The organism is Azorhizophilus paspali (assembly GCF_043587585.2).
Classification (GTDB): Bacteria; Pseudomonadota; Gammaproteobacteria; order Pseudomonadales; family Pseudomonadaceae; genus Azotobacter; species Azotobacter paspali.
The window spans coordinates 960191-981725 of the sequence record NZ_CP171449.1; the positions used below are offsets into that span (position 1 = coordinate 960191).

Sequence of the window (21535 nt, forward strand, 5' to 3'; positions counted from 1 at the left end):
AACGCGGCCATCCCCGCTGGCCAGGACTCTTTACCCACGCTTACCCATCTTGACCTAACTCTTGCCACCCGCCTGACATAATCGACCGCCGTTGCGAACCGCCCCGGAGTCCGTGCGAATGTCGAAATCCAGGCTCTTGCATCTTTCCCTGCCATTGCTCATCAGCGCCGTGCTGGCCGCTTGCGCCGGGCGCCCCGAACCGCCCGGTCCGCCGCCTGGCGAAAACCTCGAACGTCGCCTGGAGGGCGCCTACCGGCCGGCCGCGCGGTCGCCGGTGCGCGGCTGGGATGACGAATGGCAGGTGGCCGGGCAGGTGGTGGAGGTCAGTTGGCTGGCGCCGGAACAGGTCCAGGGGATGCCGCTGATCCTCTATCTGCCGGGGCTCGGCGAGAGCAGCCGGGACGGTGTGCAATGGCGCCGGGCTTGGGCCGAGGCCGGCTACGCGGTGCTTTCAATGCAACCCCGGCAGTACGGACGGGCGATCTACTCCAGCTCCGAGGCATAGGTGGGGGTATTCCGCTCCCTGGCGCAGAAAAGCTTCGCCGACCAGGCCCTGGCGGCGCGCATCGCCGTGCTCGATCAGGTCCTGGCGGATCTGCGCAGACGGGCGTAAGCCGGCGAGCCGAACCTGGCCAGGGTCGACTGGCAGCGGCTGGCGGTGGTCGGCTTCGATCTCGGCGCGCAGACCGCCGCCGCCCTGGCCGGCGAGCGCGTGGTCGGAGCATCGGCACCGGCCGGCTGGCAGCCGAAGGCGGCGATCCTGCTCAGTCCCTATGTCGCCGAGGACAGCGGGGGCGACCGCTTCGGCCGCATCGGTACGCCGCTGCTGGCGGTCACCGGGCCGCACGACGAGGACCCTTTCGGCTGGGTCGACTCGCCGAGCCGCCGCCAGCGGCTCTAGGAGGAGGTGAGGACCTCCGGCAGCTATCAACTGATCGCCGCCGAGGCCAGTCATCGGCTGCTGAGCGGTTCGTTCGAGGACATGGTCGGAGCGGGCGGAGGGCGTCAGGGCGGACCTTCGTCCGGCGGCCGGCCGGAGGGGGCGTTGGTCGTGGCGGTCCTGCTGGCGGCGGTCCCAGCGGCGGCGGACGCGCCGGTGGTCCGGGCGGCAAGGGCGGCGGCCCCGGTGGCGGCAGCCGGATGGGCCATGGCCAGGGTATGGCGGAGCGCATCGATCTGCGCCAGATGGCCAGCCTGCAGAGCCTCAGCCTGGCCTTCCTCGACGCCCAAGTGCGCGATGCCGCGCCGGCGCGCCTGTGGCTGGAATGCGACGCCGTCCAGTGGCTGGAGGCGACCGGCCGGCTCGAGCAAAAGCCCTAATCGGCCAGTTCGCGCATCCGCTGCAGTACGGCATTCAGGCCGTTGCTGCGCGACGGCGAGAGCTGGCGGGACAGGCCGAGGCGGGTGAACCAGTCGTCCAGATCCACGGCCCGCAAGGCCTGCGCATCGAGGCCATCGACTCGTGCCAGCAGCACGGCCAGCAAACCGCGCAGCAGCCGCGCATCGCTGCCGGCGCGGAAATGCCAGTAGCCGTCCCGTTGTTCGCCGAGCAGCCAGACCTGGCTCTCGCAACCCTGCACTTGGTTGGCCGGGCAGCGCTCCGCGTCGCTCAGCGCTTCGAGACGCTCGCCCCACTGCAACAGCAGGCGTGCCCGCTGTTCCCAGCCGGGGCATCGGGCGAAGGCCTCTAGGGCCTCGCCGGCGGCGGCGGGCAGGCTCATCGCAGCAGCTCCAGGGCATGTTCGAGGGCGGCGAAGAAGCGCTCCAGATCGTTCCCGTCGCTGTACAGGCCGAGCGACACGCGCAGCGCGCCGGGCAGGCCGAGGTGGCGCAGCAGCGGCATGGCGCAGTGCTGGCCGGCGCGCACGGCGATGCCCTGTTCGGCGAGCAGATGGGCCAGATCGGCGTTGTGCACCCCTTCGATCACGAAACTGGCCAATGCGCTGTGCGGCTCGGCGAGCAGGCGCAGGCCGCCGACGGCGCGCAGTCCGGCGAGCAGGCGCCGGTGTAGGGCCGCCTCGTGAGCGGCGACCGTCGTGCCGTCCAGGCTCTGTAGGTAGTCTAGGGTGGCGCCGAAGGCGACGGCCGCACCGATCGCCGGGGTGCCGGCCTCGAAGCCGAGCGGCGCCGGACGAAAGCGTGCCTCGTGGTAGTCGACCTGCTGCACCATCTCGCCGCCGAACTGCCAGTGTTGCAGGCGTTCCAGGGCTTGCGGACGGCCGTGGAGCACGCCGAGGCCGTCCGGGCCGTAGAGCTTGTGCGCGGAGAACACGTAGAAGTCGCAGGCCAGCGACCCTAGGTCATGGCGACCGTGGACTGCGCCTTGGGCACCGTCGACCACTGTCAGCGCGCCCTGGGAACTGGCCAGGGCGAGCAGTGCGTCGAGCGGCTGCCAGCGGCCGAGCACGTTGGAAAACTGGCTGACCGCGAGCAGCCGGGTGCGCGGGCCGATCAGCCGCTCGGCCTGCTCCAGATCGATGTCGCCGGCACCATCCAGCGGCAGCACTACCAGGTCGAGGCCGCGGCGCTGCGCCAGGCGCTGCCAGGGTAGCAGATTGGCATGGTGCTCCAGGGCACCGACGGCGATCGCGTCGCCCGGCGCGAACAGGTGTTCGAGTCCGTAGGCGAGCAGGTTAAGGGACTCGGTGGCGCCGCGGGTGAAGACGATCCGCTCGGCGCTTCCGGCGTTCAGCCAGGCGGCGACCTTCGTCCGCGCCGCCTCGAAGGCCCGCGTGGCGCGTTCGCCGGGGCCATGCTGGGCGCGGTGCACGTTGGCCGCGCCGCCGGCGTAGTGGCCGAGCAGGGCGTCCAGCATCGCTTGTGGCTTTTGCGCGGTGGCGGCACTGTCCAAGTAGGTCTGGCCGTCCCGAGCGAAGGCGGCGAAGGCCGGGAAGTCGGCCCGCCAGGGGGAGGGAAGGGACATGGTCGGTGCGTCGTCGTGAATGATGGGGAGGCCTTCGGGGCGGCGACGTTCGTCGTCATGCGATTCGTTGTAAACACCGTTTTTGTAAGAAACGGATTCGTCCGCGATCCGTAGGGTGGAAAACCGCGCAGCGTTTTCCACCAATCGCCGCCCGGCGCCCGCCAGGGTGGATGGCTTCGGCCATCCACCCTACGCCTGTGGTCGCGTCCGCAGAAGGCGGCGCGGTGGATCAGTTGTGGGCGTGCAGCGCCTCGTTCAGCTCGATGGCCGACTTATGGGTCTTGCACTCCACCGCGCCGCTCTGCGAGTTGCGGCGGAACAGCAGGTCCGGCTGGCCGGCCAGCTCGCGGGCCTTGACCACCTTGACCAGTCGGCCCTGCTCGTCGAGCAGATTGACCTTGGTGCCGGCGGTGACGTACAGGCCGGATTCCACGGTGTTGCGGTCGCCCAGCGGGATGCCGATGCCGGCGTTGGCGCCGATCAGGCAGCCCTCGCCGACCGAGATGACGATGTTGCCGCCGCCGGACAGGGTGCCCATGGTCGAGCAGCCGCCGCCGAGGTCCGAGCCCTTGCCGACGAACACGCCGGCCGAGACGCGGCCCTCGATCATCCCCGGACCTTCGGTGCCAGCGTTGAAGTTGACGAAGCCCTCGTGCATCACCGTGGTGCCTTCGCCGATGTAGGCGCCCAGGCGGATGCGCGCGCTGTCGGCGATGCGTACCCCGGATGGCACCACGTAGTCAGTCATCTTCGGGAACTTGTCCACCGAGAAGACCTCCAGCAACTCGCCCTTCAGGCGCGCCTCCAGTTGGCGAGCCGGCAGTTCGCCCAGATCGACGGCGCCCTGGCTGGTCCAGGCCACGTTGGGCAGCAGCGGGAAGATCCCGGCGAGGTTCTGTCCGTGCGGCTTGACCAGGCGATGGGAGAGCAGGTGCAGTTTGAGATAGGCCTCCGGGGTGGAGGTGAGAGCGGCGTCCTCGGCCAGCAGGGTGGCGACCAGCGGCTTGTGGGATTCGGCCAGGCGAGTGAGTAGGGCGGACTGCGTCGGGTCGATGCCTTTCAGCGCCACGGCCAACTCGGCGGCCCGGTCGGTATCGATGGCGATCGCCTGGTTGCCGCCGTCGTAGCCGATAAGCGGCGCGACCGCCGCGACCAGTTCGGCGGCCGGGTGCAGCAGCGGCAGGGCGTAGAAGACTTCCAGCCAGGCGCCTTGGCGGTTCTGGGTGCCGATGCCGAAGGCCAGGCTGAACAGGGTGGTGGACATGGGGGCGTTCCTTGTTGCTGATTCGTGAAGGCGCCGGCCTCAGGCCAGCGCGGCGGAATAGAGTTCCGGCTTGAAGCCGACCAGGCTGCGTTCGCCGAGGTCGAGCACCGGGCGCTTGATCATCGATGGCTGGGCGAGCATCAGCTCGATGGCCCTGGCCTGATCAAGATCGGCCTTCTGTGTGTCATCCAGTTTGCGGAAGGTGGTGCCTGTGCGGTTGAGCACGACCTGCCAGCCGTGCTCGGCGCACCACTTCTCCAGGTGCGCGCGGTCGATGCCGGCGCTCTTGTAGTCGTGGAAGCGGTAAGCCACGCCCTGCGCGTCGAGCCAGGCGCGGGCCTTCTTCATGGTGTCGCAGGACTTGATGCCGTATATTGTTAAATCATTGATTTTAATGGTTTTTTTGGTCATTCCCAAAATACCCTAAAATACCGCCGAAACTAATCTTACATTATGCCACGTCGATCCACTCGGCGCCCCGGCTGTCCCGGTAGATATCAGGGCAATCGCATGAAGCGCTCGCCTGATACCAGACTGGAAAGATTGTGTGATCCTTGGCATGGCTGCTTACCGAGTAGCCGGACAGTCCCCGTTTCGGCCCCCCGGCCGAGTCACTTTTTCTTGTCTGGCCAAGAAAAAGTAACCCCAAAGAAGGCCACCCCCTCATCCAGCCCTGCGCTTCGCTCCGGGTTCCCTCCCTGCATCGCCGTTCCAGGGGCTCGCCGCGAAGGGCCATCCATGCCATGGCCCATCGCGGCTCTCGCGGCATCCTTGCCGCTCGACCCCTTCCACGACGATTCCGCTCGGCCTCCTGAAGGGGGCATCCGGCGTGGCCTGACAAGCCGTGCCGCAAGAGCGAAAGCACTTTCAGGCAACCCGGAGCCCGACTCCCGTTCAGAAGGCCGAGCGCAGGTGTCGCGTAGAGGGGCGAGCCGCGGGGAGGCGGCGAGAGTCGTACGAGGGGCATGGATGCCCCTTGGGCGACGACCCTCGGAGCGGCGCCGAAGCGAGGGAACCCCGGCGCAGCCGGGGCCGAATGACCGGGCGCGTTTTCTCTTTGGTTAGTTTCTCTTTGCGCGCGCAAAGAGAAAGTGACTCGGCCGGGGGGGCGAAACAGGGACTGTCCGGCCCCTCGGCAAGCAGCCATGCCAAGGCTCACACAACCTTTCCAGTCCAGTATCGAGCAGGCATTTTATGCGATTGCCCTGCGGTAGATGTCGGTCATCTTGGCCGACTTGTGGCCGAGCAGTAATTGAGGATCGCGGCCTTCGGCAGCGTGCAGTCGGGCGGCGAAGGAGCACTGTTCGTGAAAGGTCGGTGGGTTCTCTCCAACAATAATTGCGTCTTTCGCAACGGCTCGATCTCGCGCTTCGGCGAATGTTTTGCTCAATGTATCGGGCATGATCGGCTGACTGCCGACGAGCGCAAAGCGCTCAAACGCATCATCGAGACGTGGAGGTAACCGTTCTGTTAGACCTATCTAAAGCTACCCATAGGTAGCTTTTTGCTAACTTCCTGCTTCGACGGGGCCGGTTTCACCCTGGCGTTGCCGCCAGGGCCAGCGCCTTCCCCTCCACAGGCCGACACCGTGGAACTCACGGCGTAATGCTTCAAATTGATTGCCGCGTTGCCGTCCCGGTCGTGCCGGGCCTGGCAGTCTGGGCACGTCCAGGTACGCACCGCCAACGGCAGGCTCTCCCGCACCTGCCCGCAGCACGAGCAGGTCTTGCTGCTGGCGAACCAGCGATCCGCCACCACCACCTCGCCGCCGCGCATCTCGCGCTTGTAGTCGAGCTGGCGGCGGAACTCGAAGAACCCCCTGTCCGCGATGGAGCGTGCCAGACGGCGGTTCTTCATCATCCCGGCCACGTTCAAGTCCTCGATCCCGATCACCGGGAAGCGGCGGGTCAGGCCCGTGGTAAGCGGGTGCAAAGCATCCTGGCGGATGTTGGCGATCCGAGCGTGCAGCCTTGCCAGTCGGGCGCGGGCCTTCTTGCTGTTGGCCGAGCCTTTCTGCTTGCGGCTCAGGCTGCGCGACAGCCGGCGCAGGCGCTTGAGCAGGGCGGCATGCGCCTTCGGCCCGGCGATCACCTCGCCCGTCGAGAGCGTGGCCAGGGCGGCCCCCCCCAGACCCACACCAACCGCGCCTTGGTTTTCGGCTTTGAGCAGGTGGGTCAGGTCTTGGGTATCCACGCTGATGCTGGCGAACCAGCGGTCGGCCATGCGGGAAATCGTGGCCGAGAGGATCTTGCCGGAGAAGCGCAACGCCTCTCGCATCCGCACCCAGCCGAGATGGGGGATGCGGATGCGGCAGCCGTCGAGGGCGAACTGATCGTTGGTCAGGGTGAAGCGGTCATGCACGCCCTTGCGGCGCAACCTCGGGTACCTGGCCCGGCCGGCGAAGAAGTTCTTGAACGCATCCCCGAGCTGGATGATGGCCATCTGCGCGGCGTTCTTGGTGACCTCGAGCATCCAGGGGAACTGCTCGCGCTTGATGGCGTTGAGCTGCCGGCGCAGAGCAGCCTGCGACGGCCTGGGTTGCGCCGGGTCGGCCTTGTGTGCCTCGTACTGCCGGCCCCACTCGGCCAGCGCCCAGTTGTAGGCAAACCGCGCCACGCCCGCGGCACGGGCGAAGTAGGTCGCCTGTGCGTTGTTGGGGGCGAGTGCGATCTTGTGGGCGAGGATCACGACTGCGAGTCCTCCACAGCCTTTTTCACGCCGTCGAGCAGCTTTTGGTTCTTCCGGCTACGGGAGCCGTACAGCCGGGCGCTGAACACGGTGATGATCTCCAGCACATCCTTGGCCAGATCCTCCTCGAAGGTAGTGTCCTCACCCTGGTTCAGGATGACCACCTCGACGCTCTTCGCTTCGCACATAGCGAACACCAGCTCCGCACCGAAGCGCAGCAGCCGGTCTTTGTGGGTGATGACCAGCCGCCCGACCTGCCCCTCGATGATGGATTCCAGCAGGCGCTTGAGCCCTTTCTTCTGGTAGTTCATGCCGGAGCCCAGGTCGGCGATCACCTCGAACGTCCAGCCCTGGCGGGCGCAGTACAGCTCCAGCACCTGCTTCTGGCGCTCCAGATCGTCCTTCTGGTCGTGGCTGGAAACGCGAGCGTAGGCCACCGTCCTGCGGCAGGCCTCGGCCTCCGAACGGAACAGCTCAGGCTTCAGTTTGGCGAGGTCGTAGCGGCGATGGCTGCCTGCCGTGTGCTCGGCAACCAGTTTGCCCGATGCCTCCCAGCGGCGCAGCGTCGTGATCGACACGCCCAGCGCCTTGGCGGCTTCACCAATGCTCACCAATCTATCCATATTGGGTAGTATTGCACAGCTATAATGGTTTTTAAATCAAACTGTTAAAGCCCTCATGAGTAAGTTTTCGACGACCTCATGGAAAGCGTCGTGCAAATGGACGAAATCGTTCGCGGCGAACGCCAGCCGTCCCGTGAGTTCACCGTGGATGCCTTGCAGGTGAAGCAGATCCGCAAGGCCACCGGTCTTTCGCAGGCCAAGTTTGCCGCGATGATTGATGTGCAAGTGGGCACTCTGCGCAACTGGGAACAGGCCGCCGCGAACCGACCGGCCCGGCCAGGGCTTTGCTGCGCGCCGTCCACAATGACCCGGAGCACGTCATTCGGGCGCTGGCGGGCTAAGGGTCACAATCATGCCTTTGACCGCGCAAGCCGGATAGACAACGGCGCAGCCTTGTCTACCGATGTCACTGACCGTAGCCGGCGTGCATGACGTGCCACCGCTGCCGTCGCTCGACGACGTGCTCTTCCTTCGAACTGCTGTTCGGGATGCTTGGCCTTGGGACGCTACGAACGCTGGAACGGCGGCAGCGGGGGACTGTGATCACGTCCAATACTCGACCGGGAGGATGAGTCGCCAGGGGAACAAAAGGAGTCGAGGAGTCGGTCAGTAGGGTGGGGGCGACGGGGAGCCTTGTCTTGTTTCGCGTCGGGAAGGGGAGTGGAAAGGATTTCCCGGTCTCGCTCGGCTTGTGGAAAGGCGGGTGGACGGTCGTTCGAGCCGTCTTCGGGTTCGTCGAGGCTGGCCCGATTCTGCAAGGTATGGGATATCAACTTTATGAGCAGGAACATTACCAGGGCGGACAGGAGCTGATAGACCAGAACGACAATCGCGAGTATCAGGACTCCATTCATCGAGTATGCCTCCAAGTTGGTGTGGTGGGGGGCATTACGAGCAAGAGGGGCGACTGATACTTCTCGTTGCGCTACTGCGGACCAGCAAGGGTCTAGACACTCAGGACGGCCGCTCTAGCCGGAACCCTAGGGGAGGGAAGCGTCGGAATTCTTGACCTGAGCCAATGTCGCGCACGGTGCGCGATACGACGCGACGGAAGGCACCGAGCAGGATGAGCCACTGAAAGTAGCAATGGATGGCCGGTTACGCCGGCCGGGCGGGCACTCTGTCGCCACTGGCATGCCTACCAGTTTAGGGGGGGGGGAATAGACCCTGGCTTGCAGATTACTCGAACCGAATGCGCGCTTTACCGAGGCCGTCAGGCCCGGATAACCAACTTCTTCGCATGGTCAGCTAACGCTCCCGGCATGCCGATCTGCCGACGGTCTGCCGGATAATATCAAATAGATATTGCAAAGTGTGTCTGTGTGTGGCTGTCAGCCTCGGAGTGCTGCGAACGCTTGAGTGGTGGCTGCGGGTGAGCGCGATGACGAAGTAGGGGGGCGGGCAAGAAGGGTGGTTGTTCTGCCCCAAAAAGCATTAGGGCCTGTTGACGTTTGGGCATAGGCCTCGTCCCTACGGGTGGGGCCGCCCAGGCTGCGCGTCAAATGCCGCCATGCGGCGTTGCGGGTCTTGGCAAGGGAATGACCATTACCGGCGACCCGCGCCTTAACTGGCGGCATTTGACGCGGCAACGCGGCTCATGCCCAAACGTCAACAGGCCCTGCCCTAGCAAGTGATTGATTTTATTTAAGCCTAACGCATTAAAAACAGCGGTTACTTTTGCGCTGTTTTATTGCTTATTTGACTGATTTGAAAGGATTTTCTGCTGATCATCGGAGCATCCGAGGCCTTGATGCCGTAGAGGGCCGGGGTTCCGTCTGTCATCTGGGTATCCTGTGGTCGGGAAGGAGGACGGAAATTATGCGATGTCGGTTCCGTACCGGCCGCAGTTCGGAAGGAATTTACCGGACAATCCGGCGGTCTCTGCGCAAGTCGCCCTCAGGCGCTAAACTGCCAGCCTTTTCGGCTGCCGCCATCACCGTGTTTTTCCGAAGGACCCGCATGCCCGGCCTGAATCGCATCATCCTGATCAACACCCACCTCCGAGGCGTGGTGGAACTGGTCGTCGACGACCACACCAACATCTGCGGTACCAATGCCTCCGGCAAGACCACCCTGCAGCGGCTGGTGCCGGTGTTCTACGGCGAATACCCGAGCCGCGTGGTGCCGGCCACCCGCGACAGCTTCGAGCGCTGGTACCTGCCCACCGAGCAGAGTTTCATCGTCTACGAATACCAGCGCATGGACGGCCAGCTCTGCCAGGCGGTGCTGGCCGCCGCCAGCGACGGCCGGGGGGTGACCTACCGCCTGGTGCAGAAGGGCTTCGAACTGGACGACTACGTGAAGAGCCGCCAGGGCGACGCCATCGTCTGCCTGAGCATGGAGGAGCTGGGGCGGCGCTTCCGGCAGGGCGGCGTCAACACCACCCGGCTGATCAACACCACCCAATTCCGCGCCATTATCCAGAACGACCGCAGCCTGCTCGCCGCCGACGGTCAGCGCGCCGAACTGCGTGGCTGGGCCCGGCAGTTCTCGCTCTGCGATCCGGAACACTCGCTGCGCCATATCGAGAAGCTGGCGCGCGCCGTGCACTCGCGGGAAGGCAAGATGGAGACCATCAAGTCGATGGTCGCCGCGATCCTCGAGGAGGACGGCGTCAGCCCGCCGGCCACCCACCTTAACCTGCAGCGGGTCGAGGACTGGATTCGCGACAGCCGCCTGATCGAGGGCTTCAACGCCATCCGCCCGGAGTTCGAGCGCCTGGAGCGCGAATACCAGGACCTGCTGGGCGGCGAGCTTCGCCTGGCCGGCCTGCTGCTCGGCTACAAGGTCGACGAGCCACGCCTGTTCCAGTCTCAGGAAGAGACCGAGGCGTCGATCGAACGGAGCGGCTTTCAGCTCCGCCAACTGGAAGAGAGCTGGAAGGAGCGGCGCGACGCGCTCAACCAGGAACTGTCCGCCGCCCGCGGCGACATCGGCCGCATCGACGATGAATTGGAGCAGATCGAGCGGCAGTACCAGGGCTATCTGGACGCCGACATCGAGCAGGCCAAGGCCGATCTCGAACAGGTCGGCGCCTGGCGCGACGAGATGGCCAACCTCGACGCCCGCCACCGCCTGCTCACCGAGCGCCACCAGGACGTCGAGCGCGCCTGGCTAGAGCGCCAGCAGGCGATCAAAGACCAGCGCGAGTTGGCGCTGGAACAGTTGCGCGGCCAGGAAGAGGCCCTGCGCGGGGAGCGCGACGAGCGCAAGGCCCGGCAGGACGAGGCGCTGCACGCCCTCGAGAGCGCCTTCGCCGCCCGCCGCCAGGAAGGCTTGGAAGACTTCAACCGCCGCGAGTACGAGCGCAGGCTCGAACGCGATCGCCTCGACCAGCGGAGCCGCAACCTCGGCTACGGCGAGGAGGAGAGCCTCGCCCTGGCGATCCTCGACCGTCGTCTCGAGGAGGCCGACGAGAGGGTCGAGGCCGCCGAGGCCCAGGTGCGCCATCTGGAAACCCAGGAGCGCGGCCTGCGTGCCCGCCGCGAAGAGGCCCATGGCGCCTTCACGCTGGGCGCACGGCGGCTGGTCGAGCGCCAGGAGCAGCTCGACGAGATCGAACTGATGCTCTATCCCGGCCAGCACACCCTGCTGGAATTTTTGCGCCGCGAGCAGCCGGGCTGGGAGAGTCGGATCGGCAAGGTCATCCATCCGGAACTGCTCAAGCGCGCCGACCTCAAGCCGGCGCTGAGCGATGACGGCGAAGGCGGTCTGTTTGGCGTGCACCTGGACCTGGCCGCCCTCGAAGTCCCCGGTTACGCTGCTAGCGAGGCCGAGCTGCGCCAGCGCCTGCAACTCGCCCAGGATGCCCTGCAGGATGCCGAGAACCAGCAGAAGGAAACCGAGGCCCGACTGGTCGAGGCCAACGCCGCCTTGGAGGAGTCGCAGCGGCAACTGGTGGTGGCGCGCAGCGAGGCGCAGAACCGCCGCGACGACCGCCAGCGCCTCAAGGAGGAGCGCCGCGCCCAGAAGGATCGGCTGGACGCCGCGGTGGCCGAGCGGCGCAGCCAGGCGCGCAGGCAACTGGTCGAGTTGGATGGCGCGCTCGAACTGCTGGTCGCCGAGCGCGATGCCTGGCTGGCCGAATTGAAGAGCCGCTACGGTGAGGAGCGCCTGGAAACCTCGGCGCATTGGCAGCAGGTGCTCAGCAGCCTGGACAGCCAGATCCGCCAGCTCAAGGCCACCGCCGAGGCGCGCCGCGCCGGCGCCCAGGCCGAGCTGGAGGCGTGCGAGCGCTGGTATAGGGACGAGTTGAAGTCGCGTGGTGTCGACGAGAACGCCATCGTCGAACTCAAGCGCCAGATGAAGGCGCTCGGCGAGCGGATCGCTCGTACCGAACAGCGCCGCGACGAGGTGCTGCGCTATGACGACTGGTACCGGCACAGTTGGCTGGCGCGCAAACCCAAGCTGCAGGGCCAGTTGGGCGAAAGCCGCGATCTGGCCGCGGACCTGGAGCAGCGGCTGGGCGGTGCCAGCGCCGCCTACAAGGCCGAGCGCAGCCGCTTAGAAGAAGGCCGCCAGCGCGCCGTACAGCTCAGGGGTCAGCTCGACGAGGCGCTGAGCCGTGTCAGGACGCTGCTGCGCCGCCTCGGCGAGCTGAAGCTGCCGCGCGAGGCCAGCCCCGCCGAGGGCGAGCTGGACGAGCGCCTACGCCTCGGCGAGGAACTGCTGCAGGCCCGCGAGCGGCAACTCGCCGCCATCAAGGTCCACGTCGAGCGTTTCGACGGCCTGATCGCCGGGCGGTCCGGTTCCGGCCTGGCGGAAACCTGGGAGCGCAGCCGCGCCGAATGCACCCAGGTCGGCGAGCGCGGCATCCCGAGCCTCGATTACCGCCGCCTGGTGCCGCACCTGGCGGAACTGCTTAACGTCCTGGTGCCGCAGAAGATCGCCGCGCTGCGCGATCTGGGCAAGAACTTCGGCATCGAGCTCAACCATTACTACGAAGTGCTCGCCGACATCGACCGCAAGATCGACACGCAGAGCGCGCGGATCACCCGCGAGGTCGGCGAGGAACTGTTCCTCGACGGCGTCTCCGAGTCGGCGGTGCGCATCCGTTCGCGGATCGGCGAGCTAGAGTTCTGGCCGGAACTCAAGGCTTTTATCAAAGCCTTCCGTGCCTGGCGCGAGGACGGCTACGGCGAACTGCCCGGCGAGGACTACACCGGCAGCATGCGCCGGACGCTGGACATCGTCGGCCGTTCGGCGCTCGGTGGCGGCATCGCCGGGCTTCTGGAGATCGAGCTGCGCCTGCGCGAGGGCAACAGCGACCTGGTGATCCGCACCGACCGCCAGCTCAACGAGTCATCCAGCCACGGCATGGCTTACCTGATCCTCTGCAAGTTCCTACTGGCCTTCACTCGCCTGTTGCGCGGCGCGGCGCCGGCCGTCGTCCACTGGCCCATCGACGAGCTGGGCACCCTGCACCACAACAACGTGAAGAAGATCTTCGACGCCTGCAGCAACAACAACATCCGCATTCTCGGCGCCTTCCCCAACCCGGATTCCGAGGTGCTGTCGTTGTTCGCCAACCGCTACATCGTCAACAAGCAGACCCGCCAGTTGCAAGTGGTCAAGCCACGCCTGGATGTCATCGCCGAGCGTCTGAAGAACCTGAAAAGCGGAGAGGTGGCCTGAATGCTCTCGACTAGGGGACAAGTGATCGAGCGCCTGCTCGGGGGCGAATTCATCTGCCGCACCAGCGACGAGGACGCTTGGCGTTTCCTGAAGACGCCGGCCAACCGCGAGCAAATCGACGACTATTTGGCCACCCTCAACCGCATGGTCGCCACCGTCGGCGGCGCCGGCGAGGGCGACGTGTTCTTCTGCGCCTACCGGCAACTCGGCGAGGACGAGCGGCGAGTGATCGGCCAGCAGTTCCGCGACGTCTGCGCCGCCCTCTCCCCGCTGGTGGAGTGGCTGGTGCTGGTCCAGGAGGCCGGCGCCCAGGATGCGCCGCTCACCGAGGGTAGCGCGCTGCGTCTCAACGAGCTGCAGAGCATCGTCGAGGACACTCCGGCGTTCCGCGAGCAACTGGCGCGGATCAGCCACTATCGGCTGTTCGGCTCGACCAGCGCCGGCGTCGACGGACAAATCAAGCAGGTGTTCAAGCGCCTGTGCGAACTGGGCTACCTGGTGCGGCCCAATCCGGATAAGCAGATCTACCTGGGTACCGGCAAGCTCGACTACCTGTACGAGGTGATCCGTTTCGTCGACGAAAGCGAGGGCCTCGACCTCGAAGGCCGCGCGGAAGGCGCCAGCCAGGGCTCGCTGCTATGAGCGGCAGCCTGCATCAGGCTGGGGTGCGCTTTTTGCGCCTGCTGGGCCGGCATGCCGAGCCGATCATGGACGCCTACCTGGCCGGCTCGGTGGCGGATCAGGCGCTAGAGCCGGCGGTCGAGGAGCGGCTGATCAGGGACGGCATCCTCTACCGTCCCGAGCCCGGCGCCGACCTGCACCTGCGCCGGGCGGTGCGCGCGCTGCTGGAGGAGGCCCTGCGCGACGACCGCAACCGGCAGATCGATGCCAACGCCGGCGCCGCCCTGGCCACCTTCAAGACCCTCGCCGCCCATTACAAGGAGGCGCGCCACCAGGGCGACTACGCGGCCGCCGACGCCTACCTGGGCGAACTGCGCGAGCACGTCTACGCCTTCGGCGAGACCTTGGGCCACGGCATCCGCGTGCTGTGGAGCCGGATCAATAACGAGTTCGGCTACGTCGGCACCCTCAACGCCAAGATCCGCGAGAACGAGCTGGCCCAGTCCCAGGTGAGCGAACTGCTTGCCGGGCTGGAGCTGATCAGCTTCGAGGAACTGGCCGAGACCGCCGGAGACCTGCGCGAGCTGCGCCGCCTGCTGGTCACCAGTCTGCAGCGCACGGTCAGCGCTTGCTCCCAGGAGCTGAGCGTGGTCCAGGGCCGCCTGCTCGAACTACTCGGCCGCTTCCGCCAGATCCGCGGCCGCACCCGTCTGCTCAAGGGCTGGCTGCTGCACATGGAGCAGCAGCCGGACTACCGGGTGGCCAACCACGCCGCCCAGCCGCAGGTCCCGCTGCTGTTCAACCAGGCCCCGGCGATCCTCGCCCCGGCCGCGGCGGACGTCCACAACCCGCTGCAGGAAGAGGTTTTGCTCGCCCTGGTGGCCCACGCGCGCAGTCTGCAGCCGGCCGAGCGCCTGGGCCAGGCGCCGGGCGAGGCCGGCGAATTCGTGCTCGGCGCGCCCGAGGACTTCGAGGTCGTCGCCAACCCGATCCGCGCGGCCGTCGAGGCCTACTTCTGCCGGATCATCGACAGTGGCGAGCGGCTTTCGGCCCTGGAGTACCGGGCGCGGCACGAACTGCCCTGGGATGCGGAAAGCTGGCTGTACCAGGTGATCGGCGGCTACGAGGGGCTGCCGGAGGAGCAGAAGCGCCACTTCGAGCTGGACCCCATCGGCGAGCCGCATCCGGTCTACTCGGGCAATTTCATCGTGCGGGACGTCAGGCTGTGGCTGGCCTGAGCGCGCATCACTTGCAGGCCATCCACAGCCTGTTGCGCAATCGGCGCCACAGGGTACCGCTCGATGCGACCTGGCAGTTCATCCGGGAAGAGCAGGAGGTTGGCGAGCCACGGGGAAACAGCCTTTACTTCGACGATGCCATGCTGCGTGTCCTGCGCCGGGCGGCCGAGTGCGCGAGCGGTGCCGCAAACCTGTTGGCCAGCGCTCCACGCGGTAATCGCCCGCAGGCGGCTGCACAGGGTTTCATCGACGAGAAGACCGCCCGCCAGCGCCCCGACGACGGCTTCGTGCTGCTCAAGGGGCGTCTGCCCACGCCGTTGCCGACCCTGTCGGCCTGAGCCTACGCGTGCCGTTGGAGAGCCTGGACCTTTCCGCCGTTGTCTAAGTACTGGTGATCGAAAATCTCGATAGCTTCGATGACTGGGAGGGCTACCGGACCCCGGCCGGGCTGGCCGACGGCCTGATCCTCTATCGCGGTCACGGCAATCTGGCGCGTGGCGCCCGGCGTTTGCTCGGCGCGCTGCCGGCGGCGGTGCGCGTCGGCGTGTTCGCCGACTACGACCTGGCCGGCCTGTGCATCGCGGCCGGCCTGCCGCGCGCCGATTTCCTGCTGCTGCCGGAACCAGCATCGTGCCTGCTCGATAAGGGCAATCGCGAGGACTATGCCGACCAGTTCCGGCAGACCGCCCATCTGGAACGCATCGAACTGGGCGGCTGGCAGGGTGTGTGGGAAGAGATGAAAGAGCACGGGGTCGGCATCAAGCGGCAGCACATGTTGGCGCTCGGCGTCGCGCTGCGACAGATAACACGTCGCCGGAGCGACGGAACTTGACCATGGTGAATTCTCGCCGCTTTGCTTGAGGGGTAGACTGGGAACTTCTCAAGCGCCTCTTCCCGCATCCCATGCAACTTCTCTATACGATTCTGATCATGCTGCTGGTCGTCGGCGGCACGCGCATCACTGCGCAGTTCATCCCCATTCCCCTGCCGCTCATCCAGATCGCCATCGGCGCCCTGCTGGCGCTGCCGGGGTTCGGTCTGCACGTGCGGCTCGATCCCGAACTGTTCCTGCTGCTGTTCATTCCGCCCTTGCTGTTCGTCGACGGCTGGCGGATGCCCAAGGGCGAGTTCTGGCGGTTGCGCACGCCGATTCTGCTACTGGCCTTCGGCTTGGCGTTGTTCACCGTGCTCGGCGCCGGCTGGCTGATCCATCTGCTGTTCCCCGACATCCCGCTGGCGGTGGCCTTTGCCCTGGCGGCGGTGCTGTCGCCCACCGATGCCGTGGCGGTGTCGGCGATCGCCCATGGTCGTCTGCCGCGCACCTTGATGAACATCCTCCAGGGCGAGGCGCTGATGAACGACGCTTCCGGCTTGGTGGCTTTCAAGTTCGCCGTGGCGGCTGCCCTGACCGGCTCGTTTTCCCTAGCCGAGGCCGGTCTGGAGTTCGTCCTGGTGGCCCTCGGCGGGCTAGCGGTCGGGGTGGCCCTGAGCTATGTGCTCGGGCGTTTCCGGGCTTGGATGATCGGGTTCGGCTGGGAGGAGCCGGCGCCGCACGTGATGTTCATGCTGCTGCTGCCGTTCGCTGCCTACGTGGCGGCCGAGCATCTGGGCGTCTCCGGGATTCTCTCGGCGGTGGCGGCGGGCATGATGCAGAGCCGTCTCGATCTGCTGCCGCGGCAGACCACCACGCGGCTGCTCAACCGCAGCGTATGGGCGCTGCTGGAGTTCACCTTCAACGGCCTGATTTTCCTGCTGCTCGGCCTGCAGTTGCCGGACATCGTCAAGGTCACGCTAAAAGAGGGCGAGCTGTTCTGGGCGAGCACCGTCGAGTTGGGACTCCTCGTCGGCCAGGTGTTCCTAGCGCTGATCCTGCTGCGTTTCGTCTGGACCTGGCTTTACTGGCTGGTGTCCGGTGCGCTGCGCCGTTGGCGCGGCCTGCCCAGCAGCTTCGCCGGGCAGTCGTCGCTGCGCCTGGCGGCGCTGCTCACCTTGGGTGGGGTACGCGGTGCCGTGACCCTGGCCAGCGTGCTGTCGCTGCCGTTGCTGCTGGGCAATGGCGAAGCCTTTCCGCAGCGCGATTTGCTGATCTCCGTCGCCGCCGGAGTGATCCTGCTGTCGCTGCTGGTCGCCACCCTCGGTCTGCCGCTGCTGCTGCGCGGCCTGCCGGTGGACAACGGGGAGGCGCGCGAGCAGGAGTTGCGCCGCAACCGGGTAAAGACTGTCGAGGCTGCAATCCGCGCCCTGGAGGCGCAGAGCGAGGAGCCCGGCCTGAGTCCCGAGGAGATGGCCCTGGCGGCCGAGGTCAAGGCGAAGATTATGGCCGAATACCGCCAGCAACTGGAGCCCGACGATTCCGTGGAGGCGCGTACGCGCCTGCGTCAGATGAATGCGCTGGAGCAGCGCCTGCGTCTGCAGGCGCTGCGTTCCCAGCGCCTGGAGCTATACCGTTTGCGCCGTCGCCATCAGGTCGACGACGACTTGCTCGGCGAGATCCTGCGCGAGCTGGACATCAGCGAGGCGCGGCTGTTCCGTAGCACTTGAGGGCGAACGGCGGGCGAGGGGCGCCGCTCAGCCCGCGCGAACGAAGTCGCGGATGCGTTCGGCGGCTTCCACGCATTCGTTTAGGGGGGCGACCAGGGCCATGCGCACGCGGTCGGCTCCGGGGTTGAGGCCGTCCACGCCGCGCGACAGGTAGGCGCCCGGCACCACGGTCACGTGTTCGCGGGCGAACAGGTCACGGGTGAAGATCTGGTCGTCCACTGGAGTGCGCGGCCACAGGTAGAAACTGCCGTCCGGGCGCTTGACGTCGAGCACCGGCTGCAGGATGCCCAGCACGGCGTCGAACTTCTCCCGGTACAGCACACGGTTGGCGCGCACATGGACTTCGTCGTTCCAGGCGGCGATGCTGGCCAGTTGGGTCGGCACTGGCATGGCGCAGCCGTGGTAGGTGCGGTAGAGCAGGAAGCTCTTGAGGATCTCGGCGTCGCCGGCGACGAAGCCCGAGCGCAGGCCCGGCAGGTTGGAGCGCTTGGACAGGCTGTGGAACACCACGCAGCGACGGAAGTCGTCGTGGCCCAGCTCGGCGCAAGCGGTGAGCAGGCCGGGCGGCGGGTTCTGTTCGTCGAAGTACAGCTCGCTGTAGCACTCGTCGGCGGCGATCACGAAGTCGTGCTCGTCGGCCAGGGCGATCAGTTTCTTAAGGGTAGCGAGCGGCACCAGGGCGCCGGTGGGGTTGCCCGGCGAGCAGAGGAACAGCAACTGACAGCGCCGCCAGACGTCCGCCGGTACCGCGTCGAAGTCGGGATTGAAACCGTTCTCCGGAAGGCACGGCAGGTAGTGCGGCGTGGCCCCGGCGAGCAGGGCCGCGCCTTCGTAGATCTGGTAGAAGGGGTTGGGGCTGACCACTAAGCCGTTGTCCGTGCGCTTTACCACGGTCTGGGCGAAGGCGAACAGCGCCTCCCGGGTGCCGTTGACCGGCAGCACGTGGCGCGCCGGGTCCAGCCGGCCAGCCGGCACCCGGAAACGCCGCTCGCACCAGCGGGCGATGGCTTCGCGCAGCGCCGGCAGGCCGAGGGTGGTGGGGTAGACCGCGAGCTGTTCGAGGTTGGCGGCCAGAGCCTCGACGACGAAGCTCGGCGAGCGGTGCTTGGGTTCGCCGATGGACAGGGCGATGGGCTTCTTACCGGCCGGCGGCTGCACGCCGGCGAGCAGCGCGCGAAGCTTCTCGAAGGGATAGGGTTGCAAAAGGTTCAGGGCGTCGTTCATGGGGCTTTCCTGGTAGCCGCGGGCGGCGAGCCATCCCTGCGCGGGGCGGGCCGCCGTCCGGTTCTGGGTTCAGATGCTGATCCGGCTCGGCTGAATATAGCTGTCGCCGTCGGCCAGTTGTTCGACGATCGCCAGTTGCAGGCGGGCGCAGAGTTCCGGGTCGGACAAGGGCTGGTTGTGCGCGTCGGTGACGAAGAACACGTCCTCGACCCGTTCGCCGAGGGTGGCGATCTTGGCGTTCTGCAGTGACAGGTCGAAGTCCAGGAAGATCTTGCCGATCCGCGCCAGCAGGCCGGGGCGGTCCGGGGCGATGATATCGAGGATGGTCACCGGGCGCAGGGCGTCGTTCTGGATGATGACCTGCGGGGCGAAGGCGAAGTGCTTGAGCTGGCGCGGCACGCGGCGCTGGATGATGGTGGGGTAGTCGGCCGGGTTGCGCAAAGCTTCCACCAGCCCCTGGCGGATTTCTTGGATGCGCGCCGGGTTGTCGCCGATCGAGCCGCCGTCGGCGTCGAGCACTATATAGGTATCGAGGGTGAACTGGCTGGTCGAAGTGATGACGCGGGCGTCGTGGATGCTCAGGTTGAGCTGGTCCATGGCGGCCACGGTCACGGCGAAGAAGTCGTGCTGGTCCGGCGCGTAGATGAAGATCTGGGTGGCGCCCTCGAACTCGCGCTGGGTGGTTTCCTTGATCAGCACCAGCGGTCCGCCGCTGCTCGGGTGCTGAAGGATCGCCTCGGTGTGCCAGGCGATGTCGCTGGAGGTGTGGCGCAGGAAGTAGTCGTCGCCCAGTTGTGTCCAGAGATGTTCGGCGTCGTCGGGATCGGTGCCGCTGCGCACCAGGATGTCCAGCGCGGCCTTCTGCGTCTGGCGGATCTGTTCCTCGCGGCCGACCGGCTGCTCCAGTCCGCGGCGCAGGGCATGCTTGGTCTCGGTGTAGAGCTGGCGCAGCAGGCTGGCCCGCCAGGAGTTCCAGAGGGTCGGGTTGGTAGCGTTGATGTCCGCCACGGTCAGTACGTAGAGATAGTCCAGGTAAGTCTGGTCGCGGACCTTCTGAGCGAAGTCGAAGATCACCTGCGGATCGGAGAGGTCCTTGCGCTGGGCGGTGGTGGACATCAGCAGGTGGTTGCGCACCAGCCAGACGATCAGTTGGGTGTCCATGGCCGGCAGGTCGTGGCGTTCGCAGAATGCCAGCGCGTCGGCCGCGCCGAGTTCCGAATGGTCGCCGCCGCGGCCCTTGCCGATATCGTGGTAGAGCCCGGCCAGGTAGATCAGTTCGGGCTTGGGCAGCTTCTCGATCAGTTTGCTGGCCAGCGGGTATTTCTCCGCCAGTTCCGGCCAGAAGAGTTTGCGCAGGTTCTTGATCAGGTTCAGGGTGTGGGCGTCGACCGTATAGATGTGGAACAGGTCGTGCTGCATCTGTCCGACGATGTGGCCGAACTCCGGCAGGTAGCGCCCGAGGATGCCGTAGCGGTTCATGCGCCGCAGGTTGCGGTGGATGCCCTGGCGGCTCTTGAACAGTTCGATGAACAGGCCGGTGTTGTGGGGATCGCGGCGGAAGGCGTTGTCGATCAGATAGCGGTGGTCGCGCAGCAGGCGGATGGTGTCGGCGCGCACGCCGCGGATCTCCGGGCGCCGGGCCAGCAGCACGAAGATTTCCAGCAGGGCGGAAGGCGTTTCCTGGAAGACGCTGGCGTGGGTGACCTCTAGATAACCATCGCGCACCTGGAAACGTTCGTTCAGCGGTTCGACCCGCCCGGCGGCGTCGCCGGGCAGGATGACTTCCTCGAAGTGCTGGAAGACCAGCTCGGTCAGCTCGGCGATGCCGAGCACCACCCGGTAGTACTTCTGCATGAAGCGCTCGACCGCCAGCTTGGCGTCGCTGTCCTCGTAGCCGAGCAGGCCGGCGATCTGCCGCTGCAGGTCGAACAGCAGGCGGTCCTCGGCGCGTCCGGCGAGCATGTGCAGGGCGTAGCGCACCTTCCAGAGGAATTCCTGGGAGGAGGCGAGCAGGGTGTATTCGCTTTCCAGCAGGAAGCCCTGACCGACCATGGCGTGCAGATTAATGGTGCCGAACTGGCGGCGGGCTATCCAGAGCAGGGTCTGGATGTCGCGCAGGCCGCCGGGCGAGCCCTTGACATTGGGTTCGAGGTTGTACTCGGTGTCGTTGTAGCGGGCATGGCGAGTCTTCTGCTCGTCGCGCTTGGCGAGGAAAAAGGCCCGGCTCGGCCACATCCGCTGCGCGCTGGTGACTTCCTGCATGCGCTGGCGCAGGTGCTCGGGACCGGCGATGGTGCGGCTCTCCATCAGGTTGGTGATCACCGTCAGGTCAGCCTGCGCCTCTTCGGCGCACTCGGCCAGCGAGCGCACGCTCTGGCCGACCTTCAGGCCGATGTCCCAGAGCAGGGTGAGAAAGCCCTCGATCGGTTCGCGGAACACCTCGTGGTCGGCGCCGTCCATCAGGATCAGCAGGTCGATGTCCGAGTAGGGATGCAGTTCGCCGCGACCGTAGCCGCCGACGGCGATCAGGGCGATGTCGGCATCCTCGCTCCAGTCGAAGCGGTTCCAGGCCAGGGTGAGGATCTGGTCGACGAACCAGGCCCGGTCCTCGATCAGCCGGCGGATGTCGCGGCCTTCCCGGAAGCGCGCATCGAGCACTTCCCGGGCGCACCGCAGGGCTTTCTTGTAGGCGGGAATGGGGCTGGACTTCAGGACCAGCTCGGCCTGGAACTGTCCGGGGTCGAACAGATCGGGATCCACCTGCGGCATGACTTCACCT

Annotated in this window: 18 protein-coding genes and 1 pseudogene; 10 read left to right on the forward strand and 9 right to left on the reverse strand. The window is 66.5% G+C overall.

Translation table 11 applies throughout. The features are described from left to right. Nucleotides 1-118: 118 nt before the first annotated feature. From ACGI6K_RS04710 to ACGI6K_RS04720, 3 genes are all read left to right on the forward strand, one after another. On the forward strand, nucleotides 119-505 hold the full coding sequence (locus tag ACGI6K_RS04710) for an alpha/beta hydrolase family protein (protein WP_376947531.1): 387 nt from the start codon (nucleotides 119-121) through the stop codon (nucleotides 503-505). Nucleotides 506-658: 153 nt separating this feature from the next. Next, complete coding sequence (locus tag ACGI6K_RS04715) at nucleotides 659-901, forward strand: hypothetical protein (RefSeq protein WP_376947529.1); 243 nt, start codon at nucleotides 659-661, stop codon at nucleotides 899-901. 239 nt (nucleotides 902-1140) lie between these two features. Beyond that, complete coding sequence (locus ACGI6K_RS04720) at nucleotides 1141-1320, forward strand: hypothetical protein (protein ID WP_376947527.1); 180 nt, start codon at nucleotides 1141-1143, stop codon at nucleotides 1318-1320. Here the strand turns inward: ACGI6K_RS04720 and ACGI6K_RS04725 are convergent. The 7 genes from ACGI6K_RS04725 to ACGI6K_RS04755 form a co-directional block, all read right to left on the reverse strand. Beyond that, complete coding sequence (locus ACGI6K_RS04725) at nucleotides 1317-1721, reverse strand: SufE family protein (protein WP_376947525.1); 405 nt, start codon at nucleotides 1719-1721, stop codon at nucleotides 1317-1319. The genes ACGI6K_RS04720 and ACGI6K_RS04725 overlap by 4 nt on opposite strands. Continuing rightward, nucleotides 1718-2923, reverse strand: coding sequence for an aminotransferase class V-fold PLP-dependent enzyme (locus tag ACGI6K_RS04730; protein WP_376947523.1), 1206 nt, complete (start codon nucleotides 2921-2923; stop codon nucleotides 1718-1720). Before ACGI6K_RS04730 ends, ACGI6K_RS04725 begins: the two co-directional genes overlap by 4 nt. A gap of 229 nt (nucleotides 2924-3152) precedes the next feature. Further along, nucleotides 3153-4187 (reverse strand): 2,3,4,5-tetrahydropyridine-2,6-dicarboxylate N-succinyltransferase, encoded by a 1035-nt coding sequence (gene dapD, locus ACGI6K_RS04735; protein ID WP_376947521.1) that lies wholly within the window; start codon nucleotides 4185-4187, stop codon nucleotides 3153-3155. Between the two features lie 39 nt (nucleotides 4188-4226). Then, on the reverse strand, nucleotides 4227-4598 hold the full coding sequence (locus ACGI6K_RS04740; protein WP_376947519.1) for an ArsC family reductase: 372 nt from the start codon (nucleotides 4596-4598) through the stop codon (nucleotides 4227-4229). 781 nt (nucleotides 4599-5379) lie between these two features. Further along, nucleotides 5380-5589 (reverse strand): integrase, encoded by a 210-nt coding sequence (locus ACGI6K_RS04745; protein WP_376949731.1) that lies wholly within the window; start codon nucleotides 5587-5589, stop codon nucleotides 5380-5382. Between the two features lie 74 nt (nucleotides 5590-5663). After that, complete coding sequence (locus tag ACGI6K_RS04750) at nucleotides 5664-6875, reverse strand: RNA-guided endonuclease InsQ/TnpB family protein (RefSeq protein WP_394543512.1); 1212 nt, start codon at nucleotides 6873-6875, stop codon at nucleotides 5664-5666. Continuing rightward, the gene (locus ACGI6K_RS04755) at nucleotides 6872-7498 is read right to left on the reverse strand and encodes an IS607 family transposase (protein WP_377969155.1); all 627 of its coding nucleotides are present in this window, start codon (nucleotides 7496-7498) and stop codon (nucleotides 6872-6874) included. The genes ACGI6K_RS04750 and ACGI6K_RS04755 overlap by 4 nt, the downstream gene beginning before the upstream one ends. 78 nt (nucleotides 7499-7576) lie before the next feature. Between ACGI6K_RS04755 and ACGI6K_RS04760 the strand changes: the two are divergent. The 7 genes and pseudogenes from ACGI6K_RS04760 (at nucleotide 7577) to ACGI6K_RS04790 (ending at nucleotide 17532) form a co-directional block, all read left to right on the forward strand. Beyond that, nucleotides 7577-7839 (forward strand): annotated as a pseudogene (locus ACGI6K_RS04760) (helix-turn-helix domain-containing protein). A gap of 1618 nt (nucleotides 7840-9457) precedes the next feature. Then, entirely contained in the window at nucleotides 9458-13132 is a 3675-nt protein-coding gene (locus tag ACGI6K_RS04765; protein WP_376944058.1) for an ATP-binding protein, read from the forward strand. Next, entirely contained in the window at nucleotides 13133-13774 is a 642-nt protein-coding gene (locus ACGI6K_RS04770) for a hypothetical protein (RefSeq protein WP_376944056.1), read from the forward strand. Then, nucleotides 13771-14991 carry a phosphoenolpyruvate carboxylase gene (locus ACGI6K_RS04775; protein ID WP_376944054.1) on the forward strand — a complete coding sequence of 407 codons (1221 nt, stop codon included), beginning with the start codon at nucleotides 13771-13773 and terminating at the stop codon, nucleotides 14989-14991. Before ACGI6K_RS04770 ends, ACGI6K_RS04775 begins: the two co-directional genes overlap by 4 nt. After that, nucleotides 14979-15329, forward strand: coding sequence for a hypothetical protein (locus tag ACGI6K_RS04780; RefSeq protein WP_376944052.1), 351 nt, complete (start codon nucleotides 14979-14981; stop codon nucleotides 15327-15329). Before ACGI6K_RS04775 ends, ACGI6K_RS04780 begins: the two co-directional genes overlap by 13 nt. A 53-nt stretch (nucleotides 15330-15382) precedes the next feature. Further along, nucleotides 15383-15823 (forward strand): DUF7281 domain-containing protein, encoded by a 441-nt coding sequence (locus tag ACGI6K_RS04785; protein ID WP_376944050.1) that lies wholly within the window; start codon nucleotides 15383-15385, stop codon nucleotides 15821-15823. 71 nt (nucleotides 15824-15894) lie between these two features. Beyond that, the gene (locus tag ACGI6K_RS04790) at nucleotides 15895-17532 is read left to right on the forward strand and encodes a Na+/H+ antiporter (RefSeq protein WP_394543516.1); all 1638 of its coding nucleotides are present in this window, start codon (nucleotides 15895-15897) and stop codon (nucleotides 17530-17532) included. Nucleotides 17533-17559: 27 nt separating this feature from the next. On the opposite strand, the gene dapC is transcribed toward ACGI6K_RS04790, so the two are convergent. Together dapC and ACGI6K_RS04800 are read right to left on the reverse strand one after the other, a co-directional pair. Further along, nucleotides 17560-18756, reverse strand: coding sequence for a succinyldiaminopimelate transaminase (gene dapC, locus ACGI6K_RS04795; protein WP_376944046.1), 1197 nt, complete (start codon nucleotides 18754-18756; stop codon nucleotides 17560-17562). A gap of 69 nt (nucleotides 18757-18825) precedes the next feature. Beyond that, on the reverse strand, nucleotides 18826-21525 hold the full coding sequence (locus ACGI6K_RS04800) for a [protein-PII] uridylyltransferase (RefSeq protein ID WP_376944044.1): 2700 nt from the start codon (nucleotides 21523-21525) through the stop codon (nucleotides 18826-18828). Nucleotides 21526-21535: the final 10 nt, after the last annotated feature.

Excerpts from the sequence above, each read along its gene's own strand:
- ACGI6K_RS04710 (WP_376947531.1), top strand. The coding sequence starts at position 119 with ATGTCGAAATCCAGGCTCTTGCATCTTTCCCTGCCATTGCTCATCAGC.
- ACGI6K_RS04720 (WP_376947527.1), top strand. The coding sequence starts at position 1,141 with ATGGGCCATGGCCAGGGTATGGCGGAGCGCATCGATCTGCGCCAGATG.
- ACGI6K_RS04725 (WP_376947525.1), bottom strand. The coding sequence starts at position 1,721 with ATGAGCCTGCCCGCCGCCGCCGGCGAGGCCCTAGAGGCCTTCGCCCGA.
- ACGI6K_RS04730 (WP_376947523.1), bottom strand. The coding sequence starts at position 2,923 with ATGTCCCTTCCCTCCCCCTGGCGGGCCGACTTCCCGGCCTTCGCCGCC.
- dapD (WP_376947521.1), bottom strand. The coding sequence starts at position 4,187 with ATGTCCACCACCCTGTTCAGCCTGGCCTTCGGCATCGGCACCCAGAAC.
- ACGI6K_RS04740 (WP_376947519.1), bottom strand. The coding sequence starts at position 4,598 with ATGACCAAAAAAACCATTAAAATCAATGATTTAACAATATACGGCATC.
- ACGI6K_RS04745 (WP_376949731.1), bottom strand. The coding sequence starts at position 5,589 with ATGCCCGATACATTGAGCAAAACATTCGCCGAAGCGCGAGATCGAGCC.
- ACGI6K_RS04755 (WP_377969155.1), bottom strand. The coding sequence starts at position 7,498 with ATGGATAGATTGGTGAGCATTGGTGAAGCCGCCAAGGCGCTGGGCGTG.
- ACGI6K_RS04765 (WP_376944058.1), top strand. The coding sequence starts at position 9,458 with ATGCCCGGCCTGAATCGCATCATCCTGATCAACACCCACCTCCGAGGC.
- ACGI6K_RS04770 (WP_376944056.1), top strand. The coding sequence starts at position 13,133 with ATGCTCTCGACTAGGGGACAAGTGATCGAGCGCCTGCTCGGGGGCGAA.
- ACGI6K_RS04775 (WP_376944054.1), top strand. The coding sequence starts at position 13,771 with ATGAGCGGCAGCCTGCATCAGGCTGGGGTGCGCTTTTTGCGCCTGCTG.
- ACGI6K_RS04790 (WP_394543516.1), top strand. The coding sequence starts at position 15,895 with ATGCAACTTCTCTATACGATTCTGATCATGCTGCTGGTCGTCGGCGGC.
- dapC (WP_376944046.1), bottom strand. The coding sequence starts at position 18,756 with ATGAACGACGCCCTGAACCTTTTGCAACCCTATCCCTTCGAGAAGCTT.
- ACGI6K_RS04800 (WP_376944044.1), bottom strand. The coding sequence starts at position 21,525 with ATGCCGCAGGTGGATCCCGATCTGTTCGACCCCGGACAGTTCCAGGCC.